Source organism: Bradyrhizobium sp. OK095 (assembly GCF_900109945.1).
Taxonomy (GTDB): Bacteria; Pseudomonadota; Alphaproteobacteria; order Rhizobiales; family Xanthobacteraceae; genus Bradyrhizobium.
Map to the genome: position 1 here is coordinate 748,870 of NZ_FOBX01000002.1, position 17,855 is coordinate 766,724.

Sequence of the window (17,855 nt, forward strand, 5' to 3'; positions counted from 1 at the left end):
AGATATCGCGTGGCAAAAAAAAGCGGCAACAGCCATGGCTGTTGCCGCATCGCACGTAAATTGACCTTTTGATCGATCTTACAATCGATCCTGGCTCAGGTCGGCCGCAGCGCCTTGGCGTTGAGGTCGAACTCATTGACCTGCTTGTTCCGTTCGGAATCGGCTGCCTTGCGATGGTCGGTTGCCAGCACGACATAGACCGCCGGCAACACGAACAGCGTGAACAGCGTGCCGATCGACATGCCGGCCACGACGACCAGGCCGATCGAGAAGCGGCTGGCCGCGCCCGCGCCGGTTGCGGTCAGGAGCGGGATCAGGCCGGTTACCATCGCAGCCGTGGTCATCAGGATCGGGCGGAGACGAATGCGGGCCGACATCTCGATCGCCGAGCGGCGGTCCAGCCGCTCGTTGACCTGGAGCTCGTTGGCGAACTCCACCATCAGGATGCCGTGCTTGGTGATCAGGCCGACCAGGGTGAGCAGACCGACCTGGGTATAGATGTTCATCGTCGCCATGCCGAAGAACAGCGGGATCAACGCACCGACGATCGCCATCGGCACCGAGATCATGATCACGAACGGGTCACGCAAGCTCTCGAACTGCGCCGCCAGCACCAGGAAGATGATGATCAGCGCGAAACCGAAAGTGATCGCGAGCTGGTTGCCTTCCTGCACGTACTGCCTGCTATCCGCGAGATAGTCGTGGCTGAAGCCGGCCGGCAGCTTCTTGGCCTCGCCTTCAAGGAAGTCCACCGCCGCACCGACGGTCACGCCGGGCATCGGCACGGCCGAGAAGGTCGCCGAATTGAGCTGGTTGTAGTGAGTCAGCGAATTCGGGGCGGTCTTGGTCTTGACCGAGACCACGGTCGACAGCGGAAGCTGCTGGCCCGTGTTAGTCGTCACGTAATAGCCACCGAGCGATTCCGGCGACAGGCGGCTACTGCGCGGCACCTGCGGAATGACCTGGTAGGAACGGCCCTCGAGATTGAAGCGGTTGATGTAGTTGCCGCCCAGCAGAACCGCGAGCGTGCTGCCGAGGTTCTGCATGTTGACGCCGAGATCCTGCGCCTTGGTGCGGTCGATCGTGACCTCCACGTTGGGCTGGTTGTAGGCGAGGTCGCTGTCGGAGACGATGAACATGCCGCTCTTGCGCGCAGCGCCCTTCAGCTTCTCCATCTGCTCAAAGACCGCCTGGAAACCAGCGGTGGAATTGATCACCATCTGCACCGGCAGGCCGCCCGGTCCGCCCGGCAGCGGCGGCAGGTTGAACGCGAACGCTTGCACGCCCTCGATCTTGGAAAGCTCGGCCTGCACCAGCGGCTTCAACTGGATCGCCGACCGCTTTCGCTCCTCCCACGGCTTGAGCAGCAGGCCGGCGATGCCGCCCTGCGGGCCATTGATGCCGTTCAGCACGAAGCGCAGATCGGTCTCGGGGAATTTCTGGAATTCCTTGTCGAGCTTCTCACCGTAGAAATCGACATAGTCGATGTTGGCGTATTTCGGCGCCTTGGTCACCGCGAACACGATGCCCTGGTCTTCCTCAGGCGCCAGCTCTTTCGAGGTGTGCATATAGAGGAAGCCGACGAGCCCGAGGATGGTCACCGCGAACAGGCCGGTGATCGCCTTATAATCCAGCGAACGGTCGAGCCTGCGGCCATACCACCGAGTCAGCGCGCCGAACACACGGTTCACGAGCTTGGCGAAGCGGCCCTCTTCGGTGTTCTTGAGCAGCACCGAGCACATCATCGGCGACAGCGTCAGCGCGATCACGCCCGACACGATCACCGAGCCTGCAAGCGTGAAGGCGAATTCGCGGAACAGCGAGCCGGTGAGACCGCCGAGGAAGCCGATCGGCGCATACACCGCCGCAAGCGTGATGGTCATCGAGACCACGGGACCGACGATTTCGCGCGCGCCCTCCACCGACGCCTGGACGGGCGTTTTCCCCTCCTCCAGATGTCGATGGATGTTCTCCACGACGACAATGGCGTCGTCGACCACCAGGCCGATCGCGAGCACCATCGCCAACAGCGTCAGCAAATTGAAGCTGAAGCCCAGCGCCAGCATCAATGTGCAGACGCCGATCATCGAAAGTGGAATCGTCACGACCGGAATGATGACCGAACGCAGCGAGGCCAAAAACAGGAAGATGACCACGATCACGATAATCACGGCTTCGCCCAGTGTCTTCTCCACCTCGTCGATCGAGGATTGGATGAACTTGGTCGAGTCGTAGGCGACCTTCATCTTCATCGACGGCGGCAGGTTGCGCTCGAGTTCCGGGAACAGCGCGCGCACGCCCTTGACCAGTGTCAGCGGGTTGCCTTGCGGCGTCGCGTTCACGCCGATGAAGATCGCGTGCTCGCCATTGAAGGCGACGCTCGCATCCGTGCTCTGCGCGGCAAGCTCGACGGTAGCGATGTCCTCCATCCGCACGAAGCCGCCGTCCTTGGCCTTGACGATCATCCTCCTGAACTGGTTGACGTCGGTCAGGCTGGTGTTCGTCGAGATGTTGGAGACGATCAGATAGCCCTTGGTCTGTCCCGCCGCGGACTGGAAGTTGTTGGTCGAGATCGCGGTCGAGACATCGGCGGGCGACACGTTGCGGCCGGCCATCTTCACGGGATCAAGCCACAGCCGCATCGCAAAGGTCTGGCCGCCGAGAATGTCGGCCGAGGCCACGCCATCGACGGTCGACAGCACCGGCTGCACCACGCGCGTCAGATAATCGGAGATCGCCGAGCCCGACAGCTCCTCGGAGGAAAAGCCGAGATACATCACGGCCGTGGTCTGGCCTGTGGTCTTGGTGACGATCGGGTCGTTGGATTCCTTCGGGATCAGATATTTGACCGAGTTCGTCTTGGCCAGCACCTCGGTGAGCGCCTGGTTCGGATCGAAATTCAGCTTGATGTAGACCTGGATCGTCGAGGTGCCGAGCACCGAGGACGAGGTCATGTAGTCGACGCCTTCGGCGGAGGCGACCGCCTGCTCGATCGGCGTGGTGATGAAGCCCTGGATCAGGTCCGCGGACGCGCCGGGATAGACGGTCGTGATGTTGATGACCGTGTTCGACAGCTTCGGATACTGCCGGATCGGCAGCACCATCGCCGCGCGCAGGCCGATCAGCAGGATCAGCAGGCTGACGACGACCGACAGAATCGGGCGTTTGATGAAAATATCGGTGAAGCGCATCGCGGCGATCTCGATTTTGATGTCTCAAGAAAAGTGATCCGGCCGAGCCTGATCACTTGAGTGTGGTGGATCAGTAGCGCGGCGGCTGCGCTGGAATCTGCGGGCCGGGGTCGGTCGAAATCGCGACTGCGGCGCCCGATTGCAGCTTGAGCTGGCCTACGGCGACGACCTTGTCGCCCACCTTCACGCCCTTGATGATTTCGACGCGACCGTCGACCCGGCTGCCGGTCTGCACGAAAGTGCGGACCGCGCTCAGGCTGGTCTTGCCGTCCTCTTCCTTCTTCTCGGTGATCACGAACACGGAGTCGCCGTACAGCGTGTAGTCGACCGCCGTCTCAGGCACGGTGATCACGGCCGGCTTGTCCGGCATCACCACCGTGGTGGTCACAAACATGCCGGGCTTCAGGATCTTGTCCGGATTGGCGATCGTTGCCTGGACGCGGATGTTGCGGGTGTCGGTCGCGATTTGCGGTTCGATCGTGGTGATCTTGCCGTCGAAGGTACGGCCCGGATAGGCGTCGACCTTCAGCCTGACGACCTGGCCGACCTTCAGGTTGCCCGAGTCCTTTTCCGTCACCGTGAAGTTCGCCCACAGCTCCGACAGATCGGTCAGCGAGACCATCGCCGTACCGGCCGTCAGATATTGGCCGACCTCGACCTTGCGGACGCCGAGATCGCCGGAGAACGGCGCACGCACCAGCTTCTGCGATATCAGCGCCTCGGTCTTGGCGATGCCGGCCTGCGCCTGGTCGTAGGAGGCCTGCGCGGTATCGACGGTCGCCTGCGGACCGAACTGGCGCGAGGCGAGCTGCTTGGCACGGTCGAGCGAAAGCTGCGCGACGGTTGCCTGCGCCTTGTAATTGGCGAGGTCGCCCTGCTCCGGCGCGTCGAACATCTGCACCAGCGGCGTGCCGGCCTCGATATGCGCACCCGGCTCGAACTTGATCTCGGTGACACGGCCGTTGACGTCGGCGCTGACGTCGACCTGATGCACGGCGAACAGCCCGCCGACTGCGGTGAGCAGGTTCGGCACCACCTCGGATTTCGCCTCGGCCGCGCTGACTGCGGTCGGCGGCGGCTTGTTGTTGGCGAAGAACTGCTTGATCATCTGGCCGCGGAAATAGTTGAACCAGACGAGACCACCGACGAGCGCGCCAAGCAGCGTGCCGACGATGATGAACCAGAGCACCGGCCGGACCGGACGCTTGGGAGCCTTGTTGTCGATCGGTTCGCCCGAAATCTTGTGTTCGGTAACGATGTTCATGTCATGCACTCTCTGCAATCGCCGTCTTGCCCGCACCCGGCGCCAATTCGTGGCTCAAATGCGAAGCAATTGCGGCGTCGTTAAGTCCGATACCCCTCAGGAGAAACTCACAGAGCTGCCGCTCGAGGTCGTTCGCCTTGCCGTAAGCGAGGCAAGGCGCGGCCGGCAGCCTGGTCAGCGCAGCCGTCATCAACGTGTGATGCGCAAACCAGAACAGGTTGAGCGGATCGCCGCTGAATGGGCGCGCGTCACCGCTGGCAACCGCGCGCTCGAGCGAGGCGACGAAGACCGCCCCGATCAGCTTCTCGATCTTGGCATATAGCAGACGGGCGAATTCGCCATCATCCAAATGACTCGTGGCCATCAGTCGCAGGCGCTGCGCTTCTTCCTGATCGGGACCGTCAGCGATGTGGAGGAAGTGCTGGACCATGCCGCGGATCAGCTCGACCAGGGCAGCCGTCGACGGCTCCCGCTCGAGCAGCTCCATCAAGGCCGGGTCCGCCTCGCACTCGTCACTGAGGATTTCTGCGTAGAGCGCCGCCTTGGACGGGAAATGCTTGAACAGCAGCGCTTCGGAAATGGCAGCGGCGGCCGCCACGCTCTTCGTCGTGGTGCCGGTGTAGCCGTGTCGGGCAAAGCAGCGTTTTGCGGCACCGAGGATCAATTGACGCCTCAGGTCGCTCGTCATACGCAATGAGCTCATACTAGTGAGTAAGCACTCACCCACGCAAAAGTCAAGCATTATGCTGCATCGCAACCTGAAAGCGTTGTAAAATCAGTGGAAATTGGCCACGCCTGCACGGCCCGCGAGCAGGACGACGTCCGCGGGCGACGCGAGCCGGATGGGCCTAGATCGGCCGAAAGCCGAGGTCGCCGCGGATCCGGTTGACGATGTAGGTCCCGTCCCGGGTGGGCAGGATCCGCTCAAGGCTGGCGCTGTCGATCTTCACATTGGCAAATCGCGGCCCGGCCGAGACGTCGTGGACGGCTTTCGCGAAGGCCTCGACCTCCGCCATGGTCGAGATCGCGCAGGCGTCCCTGATGCCGCAGGCCCGGGCGACGCCGACGAGGTCGGCGGCGGCCGAGGTGTGGCTGGTCTGGCCGCCGGTCTCGCCATAGGCCTCGTTGTCGAGCACCACGATCGAGAGGTTAGACGGCTTCTGGAGCCCGATGGTGGCAAGGCTGCCCATGCCCATCAGCATCTCGCCGTCGCCGGTGATGACCAGCACCGGCAGCGTTGGCTGCGCCAAAGCGAGCCCGAGGCCGATCATCGCGGCACCGCCCATGCCACCCCAGAGATAGAAATTGCGGGCGTGGTCGCCGGCCGCGCAGATGTCGTTGGTGGAGGCCCCGAGGCCACCGATCGCAACCACGTCCTTGCGGTTCGCAAGCAGTGTAGAGACGACCTGACGGCGGTCGAGGAGATTGGCCTTGCTCATTTGGTGAAAACCTTGGCGCCGATCAGGCGCTGCGACAGCAGGACGGCGGTGGGCGTCAGTGCGTTGTAGGCTTGGGCAGCGGCGGCCTCCAGCACGGCCGGCACTTCAGCCGCGTTCGACGCGCGCAGCACCTGGACGCCCGAGAGCTCGAACACACCTTGCGTGGTCGATCCCATCGGCACCTGCCACGGATTGAACTCGCCCCACTCGCCGCGCATGGTCACGAGCGTCAGGAACGGAAAGCGCAGGACCGGGATCAGCGACAGCATGTTGATGCAATTGCCGACGCCGCTCGACTGCATCAGCAAAACGCCGCGCTGGCCGCCGGTCCAGGCACCGGCCAATAGCGCCACGCCCTCCTCCTCCGTCGTCAGCGGAATGCCGCGCATCGTGGACGAGCTCAGCACGCGCTCGATCAGTTTTGAATGGCCGGCATCGGGCACGTAGGGCACCTGCCGGACATCGAAGCGTTGCAACGTTGCGAAAATATCGTCGGGCCAACTCGGGGCCGTGTCGGCAGCATCAGCGCGGGCGTGCATTTTCCTGTCCGGTCGGCTTGCAAATCACGGCACGACTGTAGACGGTGACCCGCGCGGCTCGAAAGAGCGAAAACAGCATATCGGTCTCAACCGGCGAGTATGGCGGATGAACGCAAGTGCGAAAGAACTGGCCGCCCATTTCGATCTGGAGAAGCTGACCGCGGAATTTTACGCCGATCCCTACCCGACCTATCGTGCACTGCGGGAGAACGAGCCGGTCAAGCGCCTACGCAACGGCACCGTGTTCCTGACCCGCTATGACGACCTCGTCACCAGCTACAAGAACACCAAATCGTTCAGCTCGGACAAGAAGCGCGAGTTCGCGCCGAAATACGGCGACACGCCGCTCTACGAGCACCACACCACGAGCCTCGTCTTCAATGACCCTCCGGCGCACACCCGCGTGCGCCGCCTGATCATGGGCGCGCTGTCGCCGCGCGCGATCGCAGGGATGGAGCCTGATATCGTCAAGCTCGTCGACGGTCTGCTCGACGCCATCGCCACCAAGGGCGAATGCGAGCTGATCGAGGATTTCGCCGCCTCCATTCCCATCGAGGTGATCGGCAATCTGCTCGACGTGCCCCATGAGGAGCGTACGCCGCTGCGTGAATGGTCGCTGGCGATCCTCGGCGCGCTCGAGCCTGTGGTGTCGCCTGACGTAGCCGCGCGCGGCAACAAGGCCGTGACGGACTTCCTCGCCTATCTCGCGACGTTGGTCGCGCGACGGCGCCAGAGGCCCGGCAATCCCGAACGCGACGTGCTGACGCGGCTGATCCAGGGAGAAGGTAACGGCGAGGAGAACGGCGAGCGGCTGACCGAGAAGGAGTTGCTGCACAATTGCATCTTCCTGCTCAATGCCGGGCATGAGACCACCACCAATCTGATCGGCAACGGTCTCGTCGCGCTGCACCGGAACCCAGATCAGAAGCAGCGGCTCATCGACAACCCCGACATGATCAAGACGGCGGTCGAGGAGATACTCCGCTACGAGAGCTCGAACCAGCTCGGCAACCGCATGACCACGGAGCGTGTCGAACTCGGCGGCGTGATGCTCGATGCCGGCACGTCGGTGACGTTGTGCATTGGTGCTGCCAACCGCGATCCCGCGCAGTTTCCGGATCCCGAAAACTTCGACGTCGCGCGCACGCCGAACCGGCATCTTGCGTTTGCCACCGGCGCGCATCAATGCGCGGGCATGGCGCTGGCGCGCCTGGAGGGTGCAATTGCAATCTCGCGCTTCCTGGCGCGCTTTCCGAATTATGCCGTGAGCGGCGCGCCGGTGCGGGGCGGACGGGTGCGGTTCCGCGGGTTCCTGAGCGTGCCCTGCGCGATCGGCTGATCGAGGACTTTATTTTGCGTTGCGGATCAAATCGCCGCCGATCCTCGACATCAATCTGTTCGCCGGTATGAAGGTGGAAGACAGTCCGGCGCTGGCGAGCCAGGTGATCTATTTCAGCTTCGCGACGCTGACCACGACCGGCTATGGCGACGTCACGCCCTAAAGCGTGATCCGGAAAAGTGCGAAGCGGTTTTCCGGATCACGCTTCAGGCGTCAACCGGTCAGCGGCCCAGGACGGTCCTGATCTTTGCTGCCAGCTCCTGCCGACGATACGGCTTGTTGAGCATATGCACGTTGCTGTTGGGGCTTCCGTCCTGGACGATGGCAGTGTCGGTGTATCCTGACGTAAACAAGACCGCCAAGCCCGGGTACAGCTTATGGGCTCTGTCGGCAAGTTGGGGGCCATTGATGCCGCCGGGCATCACGACGTCGGTAAACAACAGATCGAAATCGCCGATCGACTTGAGTGTCTCCAGTGCTTCCGCACCATTGGTCGCGCCCGTCACGTCATAACCGAGGCTCGCCAAGAGTACCATGACCTGCGTGCGGACCAGTTCATCGTCCTCGACGACAAGGATTTTTTCCGAGCCGACGGGCGTCGACTTCACGTGCCGCGGCACGTTGTCGGTCGCAGCATCTCTCCCTAATCTTGGCAAATAAAGCTCGACGGTCGTTCCGTGACCAAGCTCCGAGCAAATCCGGACAAATCCCTTCGATTGCTTGACAAAGCCGTAGACCATGCTGAGCCCAAGGCCGCTGCCCTTGCCGAAATCCTTGGTGGTGAAAAAAGGCTCGAAAGCGTGAAGTCTCGTTTTCTCGTCCATTCCGGTTCCGGTGTCCGAAACCGAGATCAGCGTGTACATCCCGGGCGTGACGTCCGGTTGGTCGGCGACGTAGGCCTGATCGAGTTGAAGGTTTTTCGTTTCGATGGTCAACTTGCCGCCATCCGGCAACGCGTCACGCGCATTGACGGAAAGGTTCAGAAGCGCATTTTCGAGCTGCACCGCATCGATGAGGACGGCGCCGGCGTCTTTCCCGAGCCGAATCTCGAGCTCGACCTGTCCACCGACGGCGCGACGAAGCAGGCCGTCGACACCGGAGACAAGGCCGTTGATATCAACGGCCTTGGGGTCCAGCGCCTGGCGTCGCGAGAAAGCCAGCAGCCGGCACGTCATCTCGGCGCCGCGCTCAGCTGCTTTCCGGATCATCTCCGCCAGATTGTGCAGATCCTGGTTGGCGGAAACGCCTTCCGCGAGAATTTCTGAATTGCCCAGGATGACCGTCAGCAGATTATTGAAATCATGCGCAATGCCTCCGGTCATTTGGCCCACCGCCTCCAGCCGCTGTGCCTGCCGAAGCTGTTCTTCCATTTTCCTCTGGTCGGTGACATCTGTCAGCATAGCGCAGACCGATAGATGCTCGCCCCATTGAATCGGAAATACCCGGTTCTCCATCTCGATGACGGTGCCGTCGGCTTTTTTGCCTTTCACCGCGTAGAAGCCCGGTGAGCCGGCACCTGACAGGCGGTTCTTGTTGAAAGTCGATATCCGCTCGCGCTCCTCGTCGGCGAAAAGAACCCTGCAATCCTGCAACCCAAGCACTTCATCGACGCTTCCGTAGCCCAACATGCGGGCCAGTTCGCCGTTGGCCATGACCGGCTTGAAGTCGTGATGAACGAGGATTGCGATATTCGCCTGACCGACGAGGGTCTCGAGACGGGTGTTGATTTCCTGTAAAGCCCGGTTGGCCGCTTCGAGTTGTAACGACTTCTGCTCGAGTTTGCGGACCAGGACCTTGCTGTATTGCTGCAGGGTCGCATCCTCGTTGCCTTGGACCTGACGCAGGGTCTGTGGCCGCGCTTTCGCGATATCCGCCTCGACCAGCCGAATGCGGGCGATAAATTCTTCCGGCTCCAGCGGCTTGATCAGGAAGGCGTCGGCCCCGAGACTCATGGCGAGCTCTTCGTCTTCCGGAGCGGTATAGGTTGCGGTATAGACGACGAATGGAATGTTCCGGAGCCGTTCGTCCGACTTCCATTGGCGCAACAGCGTGTAGCCGTCCATGATGGGCATCAGCAGATCGGAAATAATGATGTCGGGTGGCGTTTGTCGCGCTTTCGCCAGTCCTTCCGCACCCTGGTGGGCGGATTCAACGACATATCCATAACCGGTGAGGAGCACCTGCAGATAGTACAGGTTCTCTTCCTTGTCATCGACAATGAGAATGCGCGTCATGCTCACTCCGGCGGCAGAAATTTTCTGATTTCCGACACGAACGTATCCGGGTCGATCGGCTTTTCAATATAGCCATCGCAGCCGGCTGCCAGCGCCTTCTCGCGGTCTCCCGCCATCGCATAGGATGTGACGGCGATGATCGGCACATCCTGCAGCGGGGCAATGCTGCGCAACGCCCGCGCCACGTCATAGCCGTGCATAACGGGCAGCTGAATATCGAGCAGGATAATCGCTGGATTGGCGGTTTTTCCAAGTTCAATCCCGCGAGCTCCGTCCAGCGCAGCGACGACGCTATAGCCATGTTTCTCCAGCAGGAAAGTGGTCAGATAGCGGTTCTGCTCGTTGTCTTCAATTAACAGGACGGTTCTGTTCATGGTTCGATGGATCCATTTATCGGCAGCTTGAACGTGAAGATGCTGCCGCGCCCCCACTCGCTTTCGACCTCAATGGCGCCTCCAAGCAGCTCCGCAAGCCGGCGGCAAATGGCCAATCCCAGACCGGTACCGTCGTGCTGGCGCGAAATTCCGCTGTCGATCTGACGGAAAGGCTGGAACAATGTCGTGAGATGCTCGGGCTTGATGCCAATGCCGGTATCGGCGACATGAATGTGCAGCAGCTCCGGCTGCGCGACCGCGACAGGCGGGATTGATTGAGAGGCGGCATCAATGGTCAGTTTGACCCCGCCGTGGTCGGTGAATTTGATTGCATTGTTCACAAGATTGAGCAGCACCTGCTCGACGCGACGCTGATCGCTGATCATCCAGCAAGGCTTCGACAAGGCCTGGACTTCCAGTTTCAGGCCCTTGGCTTGCGCCATCGGGGCCATCAGGGCGGCAATCCGCTCGATCGAACTCCCGAGGTCGAACGCCTTTCGATTGACCTCGAGCTCTCCGGCTTCGATCTTCGAAATATCGAGTACGTCGTTGATGAGATCGAGCAGATGCCGGGCGCTTCGGCGCACCATGCCGAGTTGCTTGGTCTGTTCGCCATTGAGTGCCCCGGCCAGCCCTTGCAGCATGATTCCGGTGAACCCAATGATGGAATTGAGCGGCGTGCGCAATTCATGCGACATGTTGGCCAGGAATGCCGACTTGATCTGGTCTGCGTCTTCAGCACGCGCGAGCGCCGTCTGCAATTCGCTGGTGCGGTCGGACACCTTTCGCTCAAGGCTTTCATTCAGGTCGCGCAGCGCGCGTTCCGCTTGTTTGCGCTCGGACACGTCAATTCCCACGCCGACCAGGCAAGGCATTTCCTCAAATATCACGCGCCTGCCCGTGAAGAAATAAGGCGTGCGGCTGCCGTCCCTGGACAAGAACGTCGCCTCGATATAGGCCTCGCCGCGATCAAACACCTCGGCGATTTTCTGCTCCAGCGGCAGCTTTTCTTCGCCGCAGAAGAAGTCCAGCGGATGCATGGTCGCGATCTCGTGTTGCGAGTAGCCGGAAACAATTTCAAAATTCCGGTTCCAGCGCAAAAAACGACCTTGATCGTTGTACAAATAAACGATGCCCGGCATAGCTTCGATCATCGAGTCGGAAAACCGCATCGCCATTTGCGCCGTGGTTTCTGCCTTCTGCAATTCTTCCTTTCGAGCGAAGTTGTCGAGGGCAAATGAAATATCCCCCGCCGCCTCGGCAAGTACGGCCGTCTCCTCGTCTTGAAAAAAGCCGACGTGGTTGGCGTAGACCGTGAGGGTGCCGCAAACCTCGTTCTTCAGCCGGATCGGGAAAACCGCGGACGCGCGAAAACCGCGACTTCTGGCTTGCGGCTGCCAGAGCAGCGTGACGGGGTCGTTGAAGAAGTCCTGGCAGATATAGCGCCGGCCTTCGCGGAAGGCTGTGCCGGTCGGGCCGCGGCCCTCGGGGCGATCGTCGGTATAGATCTCGACGCTTTTCAGGTAGCCCCTGTCGTCGCCGCATACAGCGATCGGCACCAGCAATTTGGTTTCCGGATCGCCCCATCCGATCCACGCCATCGGAAACCCGCCCTGCTCCACCAGGGCGTTGCAGACCTTTTGCAGCAGATCGCGCTGCGTTCCGGAGACAACGATCGCCTGGTTGATCAGGCTCAATGCCGAATAGAGGCGGTTGAGCCGGCGCAGCTGGGCCTCGGCCGCCTTGCGCTCGGAAACGTCATGGAGGACCAAGATGCAAGGCTTTTGGTCATCCCACTCGGTCTGCAAGATCGAAGCCTCGAACGGAAATTCTTCACCATTTCTCCTGAATCCGCTCATCGTGGCGAGGGGCCCGGCAGACTGGCCGCTGCCTTCTGCGGGCGATTGATGTGCCAAGGACAGCCCGTCGGGTATGAACCGGCTGATCGGCTGTCCCAGCGCCTCCATATGCGACCAGCCGAAGACCGTTTCCGCTGCTGCGTTGAACGTGACGACCCGCTGCAGGCTATCGATCGTGATGACCGCGCTCTGTGCCGAACGGATGACGTGCGACATATTTTGTTCGCCGACCCGCATGCGCCGCTCGTGGATGCGGATGCGATCAATCAAGAAAACGACGATGCCAGCGACACCGATGAAGATTGCGGCGGACACCAGCGGATGAGGTGCTGCCGCGCTCGGATTCGCCGGCAACAGAAACAGATAATTGAGCGCAATTGCCGACAGCGCTGTTGTCAATCCACCCGCCCATGCGCCGGCAAAGCCGGCGGCCACCACGACAGCCAGATAATAAACGCCGAAGGGCACCGCCGCACTGAACGGCGATAGCAGCATGGTCAGCAAAGTCGCCGCACCAACCGCGAGGACGGCCACGGCAACTGAAAAAAGCCCACGGCGGTTCGATACCCGCATCATGGCTGGTGGCGCGCTCAGTTTTTCCGCGTTGGACATGCCGTCTCAGCAGCAGGAAGGCGGCGAGGCCAACGCGTCTGCGGCTTGGCGGGAACACGCTCCTCCTTGGGGGTGGGTAAGCATGCGTGTCCTTTCTCATCACTATAAATCGGCCGACTCGCCACCGTAACATCAGCTTCGGAGAAGTGCCGGTTTTAGTATGATTTCACCCAAAGACAGGCCTTGTCATAGCAAGGCCGATCGCTTGGGTGCGATCCGCCGCAGGGATTGCTGCCTCGACCCGCGCCCTCGCAACGCCGGCGGTCTACACCACCGTCTTGTGCCGCGCTATGCAGGTCGCCAGCACCTCGTCCATCGGCTTGCCCCACCAGTCGTTGGAGAAGATTTCGATCTCGGAATAGCCGGCAAAGCCCTGCGCCTCGACCGCGGCGCGCACCGATTTGATGTCGATGACGCCGTCGCCCATCATGCCGCGGTCGTTGAGGATGTCTTTTGTCGGCACCAGCCAGTCGCAGACGTGGAATGCCAGCAGGCGGTCCTTGCCAGCGCGAGCGACCTGACCCGTCAGCTCCGGGTCCCACCAGATGTGATAAACGTCGAGCGCAACGCCCAGCATGCCGCTGCGATCAGGATCGAGCCGGTCACAGATGTCGAGCGCCTGCTTTGTGGTGTTCACACAGGCCCTGTCGGCCGCGTAGGCCGGATGCAAGGGCTCGATCGCCAGCGGCAGCTTTGCTTGCCGGGCGTAGTCGAGCATCTCGGCCAAGGCTTCCTCGACTTGCGTCCGCGCGCCGACAATGTCCTTCGACGCCTCGCTGCCCGGCCGCGAATATTGCGGCAGGCCGCCGACGACCAGAACGATGCATGGCGCACCCAACGCCTTGGCTTCGTCCACGCAACGGCGATTGTCGTCGCGAACTTCGCCGCGGCGCGACGCGTCCGAGGTGAACATGCCGCCACGGCAATAGCCTGAGAGATCAAGGCCGGCGTCGCGCACGGCCCGCGCGGCGCGGTCGAGGCCGACGGCCGCGACCTGGTCGCGCCAGGGATCGATGGCACGGATGCCGTGCCTGGCGCAGGCGTCGATGATCTGAAGGAGATCACCCTGCTTGCGGACTGTCGCGGTGTTCAGCGACAGCCAGCTGTGATCGGACGAGAAATCGCGCATCAGGATTCGATCCCGTGCGAGGCCAGCACGGTCTTCATCCGCCGCGCCGCCAGTTCCGGATTGGCCAGCAGCCCGGCCTGATCGGCCAGGCGGAACAGCTCGGCCAGATGCAGCGTGGAGCGCGTGCTCTCCTGACCCCCGACCATGGTGAAATGGTCCTGGTGGCCGTTGAGATAGGCCATGAACACGACGCCGGTCTTGTAGAACCGCGTCGGCGCCTTGAAGATGTGACGCGACAACGGCACCGTCGGCCCGAGCACGTCGTGGAAGCCGGCCTCGTCGCCAGCCGCCAGCCGCGACAGCGCATAGGATGCCGCCGGAGCGATCGCATCGAAGATACCGAGCAGCGCATGCGAAAAACCCTGCTCGTCGCCGGCGATCAGCTCCGCGTAATTGAAATCGTCGCCGGTGTACATCTTGATGCGCTTGTCGAGACGGCGACGCATGTCGACTTCGCGCTGCTTGTCGAGCAGCGAAACTTTTACGCCGTCGACCTTGGCGGCGTTGTTGTTGATGATGGCCACCGCAATGTCCATCGCCTTGTCCAGGTCCTTGGTACCCCAGTAACCCGTCAGGGCCGGATCGAACATGTCGCCGAGCCAGTGGATGATCACGGGCTCACGGACCTGCGACAGCACGCGGTTGTAGACCTTGGCGTAGTCGTCGGCGCTGCGGCCGAGTTTTGCGAGCGCGCGCGACGCCATCAGGATGATGCGGCCACCGACCTTCTCGACCGCCGAAAGCTGCTCCTCGTAGGCGCGAATGACGTCGTCGAGACTCCTGGCGTCCTCGACCGCGAGATGGTCCGTGCCCGCACCGGAGAACACCAGCGCATTGCGCCGCTTGGCGGCAGACACCGAGCGCGTGATCAGCTCCAGCGAGGTCGGCCAGTCCAGCCCCATGCCGCGCTGCGCCGTGTCCATGGCTTCGGCAACGCCGAGACCGAGATCCCAGACGTGCTCGCGGAAGGCGATGGTCTTGTCCCAATCGACGGCAGCGGAGAGCCAGGGATCGTTGTCCGCGAAGGGATCGACAACGGTGTGCACGGCTGAGAAAGCAATGCGATTCAGCGGACCCTCGAGCTTTGCGGGGAACGTGCGCGACGCCGTAAGCCGGTAGGTCTCGATCGAGCGATCGGCCTTCGGCAATTTGAGCGACAATGACGACATCGGCAGGACGGGCTTGTTCATGATTTCAGACCTCTCCCCGTCATTGCGAGGAGCGAAGCGACGAGGCAATCCAGACTCTCGCCGCGGAGACATTCTGGATTGCTTCGCTTCGCTCGCAATGACGGCTCAATAACATCGACACTTATCCAACAGACCTCAGACCTTGATCGGGGCGACGTCGATCCAGCGCCGCTCCTTCCAGCTCTTCAGCGCGCATTCGGCGAGCTGCACGCCCTTGACGCCTTCGAGCAGCGTGAACTTGTAGGCCGCATCCTCGTAGACGTGGCGGATGAACATCTCCCACTGTTCCTTGAAACCATTGTCGTAGGAGACGTTGTCGGGCAGCTTCTGCCAGTCGCCGTAGAAATCATGCAGCCGCTTCTCGTCGGGATTCCAGACCGGCCGGGGCGTCGCCTGCCGCGCCTGGATCATGCAGTCGGTGAGACCTGCGACGGCAGAGCCGTGGGTGCCGTCGACCTGGAAAGTGACGAGGTCGTCGCGATAGACGCGCGTCACCCAGGACATGTTGATATGGGCGATGACGCCGCCCTCGAGCTGGAATGTCGCGTAGGCAGAATCGTCCGCGGTCGCCTTGTACGTCTTGCCCTGCTCGTCAAAACGCTCGGGAATATCGGTGTTGCCGATGCAGACCACGCTCTGGACGTTGCCGAACAGGTTGTCGAGCACATAGCGCCAGTGGCAGACCATGTCCAAGATGACGCCGCCGCCGTCCTCGTCGCGGTAATTCCAGGACGGCCGCTGCGCCTCCTGCCAGCCGCCTTCGAACACCCAATAGCCGAACTCGCCGCGCACCGAGAGGATGCGGCCGAAGAAACCGGAATCGCGCAGGAAGGCGATCTTCTTCAGGCCGGGCAGGAACAGCTTGTCCTGCACCGTGCCGTGCTTGACGCCCTTGGCATTGGCGAGCTTGACGACTTCAAGCGCTTCCTCAAAGTTCGTCGCGATCGGCTTCTCGCAATAGACGTGCTTGCCGGCATTGATGGCTTGGGTCAGCAGGCCCGGGCGCGCCTGCGTGGTCGCGGCGTCGAAGAACATCGTGTCGTTCTTGTCGGCGAGCGCCGCGTCGAGATCGGTGGTCCAGCGCGTGATGTTGTAGCGCTTGGCGAGCGCCTCGACTTTTTCGGCGCTGCGGCCGACCAGGATCGGATCAGGCATGATGCGGTCGCCATTCTTCAAGCGGACGCCGCCCTGCTCGCGGATCGCGACGATCGAGCGGATCAGATGCTGATTGAGCCCCATGCGGCCGGTGACGCCGTTCATGATGAGGCCGAGGCGTTGGGTGGTCATGCCGTTTGCTCCTGAAGTGATTTCGGCTGTTCGAGCGGGCGGAGCGCCGACCAGTCCGGATGGACCGACGTCGCAAAGCCCGCAGCATGAAGCGATCCCGTCAGGAGATCGCCGTCGTGAATGGAGAGCCGGATGCCCTGCCCGGCATCGGCATAGAGATCGGGATGCGCGGCCGCGAAGGCCTGCGCCTCAGTGGCGGGCGCCTCGCCAAAACCGTCGACATAGTGATGGCCGTTGCGTTCGGCATGGGTCACGCCGATGAAGGCGCCAAGCGCGAGGTCCTGCTGCACGGCAACGCCGGCCTGGCAGGTCAGGTCCTCGCCAGTCACGAAGAACCGTGCCCCGCCGGCGCTCCATTTCGCCGCGCGTGTCGCGTTGATGATGGACTTGTAGAGGCCCTTGCAGGATTTCGACGAAATGCCGCAATAGCCGAGCGCCCGCGCCGCCGGGAAAGCATCGTAGGAATCGTCGGCCTCGTCGATGATGAAACCGTGCGCCGCCAGCGAGCCCAGCGGCGATTGCCTCGTGATGTCGCGCGGCATCGGCTGTTCGACATAGAGCAGGCACGAGGCGATCGAACGCAGTGCTGAATCGTGATCGATCCGTTCCATCAGCGCCTGCAGCGCGGCAAGATCGGCGTACTGCTCATTCGCGTCGAGCGTCACCTTATAGCTGCGCCCGAGCGTATCGAGCTCCTTGCCGATCCACGCCAGCCGCACCGCATCGGCGGTGGGATCGCCCGACAGCTTCAGCTTGAAATAATTAGCGCCGGCGTTCTCGCGTGCGTCGGCAACACCGCCCTCGCCTGCGACGGTATCGTCGAGGCCGACGGTATGCCTGATGGCGACGCGCGGCAGCGGCTTCCGACCGGTGAGAAACGCCGCGATGTCCGCGTCCTTCAAGTCGGGCGACAGCCGAGCATCCATGCCGGCAATGTTACCGGCCATCCCGTCGAAGAAGTTGGCCTCAACCCCGCGCAGCAGCGCATCGAGAATTGCCTTGTCGATTTCCGCGGGGCCATAAGCCGCCGCAAGCGCCGGAATATTCTTCTTCGCACAGGTCGCGACCTGGGCACCGATGCAGGAAGAATGCAGATCGAACGCGGTCAGAAAACCTGTCCGTGCGAGATATAGACCGCGGGCAATCTCCAGCGATCGTCGAAGCCCATCGACCGTCTGTGCCGGCGACAGCTCCGGCCGCTTGTCGAACCATTTTGGCACCAGCAGCTCGGCGCTGGCGCCGACCGCGCTCCCCCTGCCCTCAACCTCGATCTCGACCCGCACGAAAAGCTGCGGCGTCGCGTTGATCGTGATCGCGCCAAAGCGGAACGGCCGCGCGAAATGGGCGGGTCGTTCAAAGAACGCGATGTCTCGCAGCTTCAGGCGCGGTGCCATGGTT

14 protein-coding genes are annotated in these 17,855 nt (G+C 62.2%); 2 read left to right on the top strand and 12 right to left on the bottom strand.

The annotated features are described in order from the left end of the window. Nucleotides 1–95: 95 nt before the first annotated feature. The 5 genes from BMW89_RS08425 to BMW89_RS08445 form a co-directional block, all read right to left on the bottom strand. A complete protein-coding gene (locus tag BMW89_RS08425; protein ID WP_092024458.1) occupies nucleotides 96–3,191 on the bottom strand; it encodes a MexW/MexI family multidrug efflux RND transporter permease subunit in 3,096 nt (1,031 codons plus the stop codon). A gap of 70 nt (nucleotides 3,192–3,261) precedes the next feature. Beyond that, a complete protein-coding gene (locus BMW89_RS08430; protein ID WP_092024460.1) occupies nucleotides 3,262–4,455 on the bottom strand; it encodes an efflux RND transporter periplasmic adaptor subunit in 1,194 nt (397 codons plus the stop codon). A gap of 1 nt (nucleotide 4,456) precedes the next feature. Next, the gene (locus BMW89_RS08435) at nucleotides 4,457–5,158 is read right to left on the bottom strand and encodes a TetR/AcrR family transcriptional regulator (protein WP_092024462.1); all 702 of its coding nucleotides are present in this window, start codon (nucleotides 5,156–5,158) and stop codon (nucleotides 4,457–4,459) included. Nucleotides 5,159–5,303: 145 nt separating this feature from the next. Then, nucleotides 5,304–5,894: a thiamine pyrophosphate-dependent enzyme gene (locus BMW89_RS08440; RefSeq protein WP_092024464.1), complete on the bottom strand. Its 591-nt coding sequence runs from the start codon at nucleotides 5,892–5,894 to the stop codon at nucleotides 5,304–5,306. Continuing rightward, on the bottom strand, nucleotides 5,891–6,433 hold the full coding sequence (locus tag BMW89_RS08445; protein WP_092024466.1) for a thiamine pyrophosphate-binding protein: 543 nt from the start codon (nucleotides 6,431–6,433) through the stop codon (nucleotides 5,891–5,893). Before BMW89_RS08445 ends, BMW89_RS08440 begins: the two co-directional genes overlap by 4 nt. Nucleotides 6,434–6,539: 106 nt before the next feature. Here BMW89_RS08445 and BMW89_RS08450 point away from each other — a divergent pair, with 106 nt between their 5' ends. Both BMW89_RS08450 and BMW89_RS08455 read left to right on the top strand, forming a co-directional pair. Beyond that, nucleotides 6,540–7,772: a cytochrome P450 gene (locus BMW89_RS08450; protein ID WP_092024469.1), complete on the top strand. Its 1,233-nt coding sequence runs from the start codon at nucleotides 6,540–6,542 to the stop codon at nucleotides 7,770–7,772. 19 nt (nucleotides 7,773–7,791) lie between these two features. Next, nucleotides 7,792–7,935, top strand: coding sequence for an ion channel (locus BMW89_RS08455; RefSeq protein ID WP_244547550.1), 144 nt, complete (start codon nucleotides 7,792–7,794; stop codon nucleotides 7,933–7,935). A gap of 58 nt (nucleotides 7,936–7,993) precedes the next feature. Here the strand turns inward: BMW89_RS08455 and BMW89_RS08460 are convergent, their stop codons facing one another. From BMW89_RS08460 to BMW89_RS08490, 7 genes are all read right to left on the bottom strand, one after another. Next, entirely contained in the window at nucleotides 7,994–10,006 is a 2,013-nt protein-coding gene (locus tag BMW89_RS08460; protein WP_092024471.1) for a response regulator, read from the bottom strand. A gap of 2 nt (nucleotides 10,007–10,008) precedes the next feature. After that, nucleotides 10,009–10,380, bottom strand: a complete 372-nt coding sequence (locus BMW89_RS08465) for a response regulator (protein WP_092024473.1) — start codon at nucleotides 10,378–10,380, stop codon at nucleotides 10,009–10,011. Next, a complete protein-coding gene (locus tag BMW89_RS08470; protein ID WP_092024475.1) occupies nucleotides 10,377–12,851 on the bottom strand; it encodes an ATP-binding protein in 2,475 nt (824 codons plus the stop codon). The genes BMW89_RS08465 and BMW89_RS08470 overlap by 4 nt, the downstream gene beginning before the upstream one ends. Nucleotides 12,852–13,116: 265 nt before the next feature. After that, nucleotides 13,117–13,980 carry a sugar phosphate isomerase/epimerase family protein gene (locus tag BMW89_RS08475; RefSeq protein ID WP_092024476.1) on the bottom strand — a complete coding sequence of 288 codons (864 nt, stop codon included), beginning with the start codon at nucleotides 13,978–13,980 and terminating at the stop codon, nucleotides 13,117–13,119. Continuing rightward, nucleotides 13,980–15,170, bottom strand: a complete 1,191-nt coding sequence (locus BMW89_RS08480) for a dihydrodipicolinate synthase family protein (RefSeq protein ID WP_092024478.1) — start codon at nucleotides 15,168–15,170, stop codon at nucleotides 13,980–13,982. The genes BMW89_RS08475 and BMW89_RS08480 overlap by 1 nt, the downstream gene beginning before the upstream one ends. 135 nt (nucleotides 15,171–15,305) lie before the next feature. Beyond that, a complete protein-coding gene (locus BMW89_RS08485; RefSeq protein ID WP_092024479.1) occupies nucleotides 15,306–16,457 on the bottom strand; it encodes a Gfo/Idh/MocA family protein in 1,152 nt (383 codons plus the stop codon). Then, the gene (locus BMW89_RS08490) at nucleotides 16,454–17,851 is read right to left on the bottom strand and encodes an enolase-like domain-containing protein (RefSeq protein WP_092024481.1); all 1,398 of its coding nucleotides are present in this window, start codon (nucleotides 17,849–17,851) and stop codon (nucleotides 16,454–16,456) included. The genes BMW89_RS08485 and BMW89_RS08490 overlap by 4 nt, the downstream gene beginning before the upstream one ends. Nucleotides 17,852–17,855 lie beyond the last annotated feature (4 nt).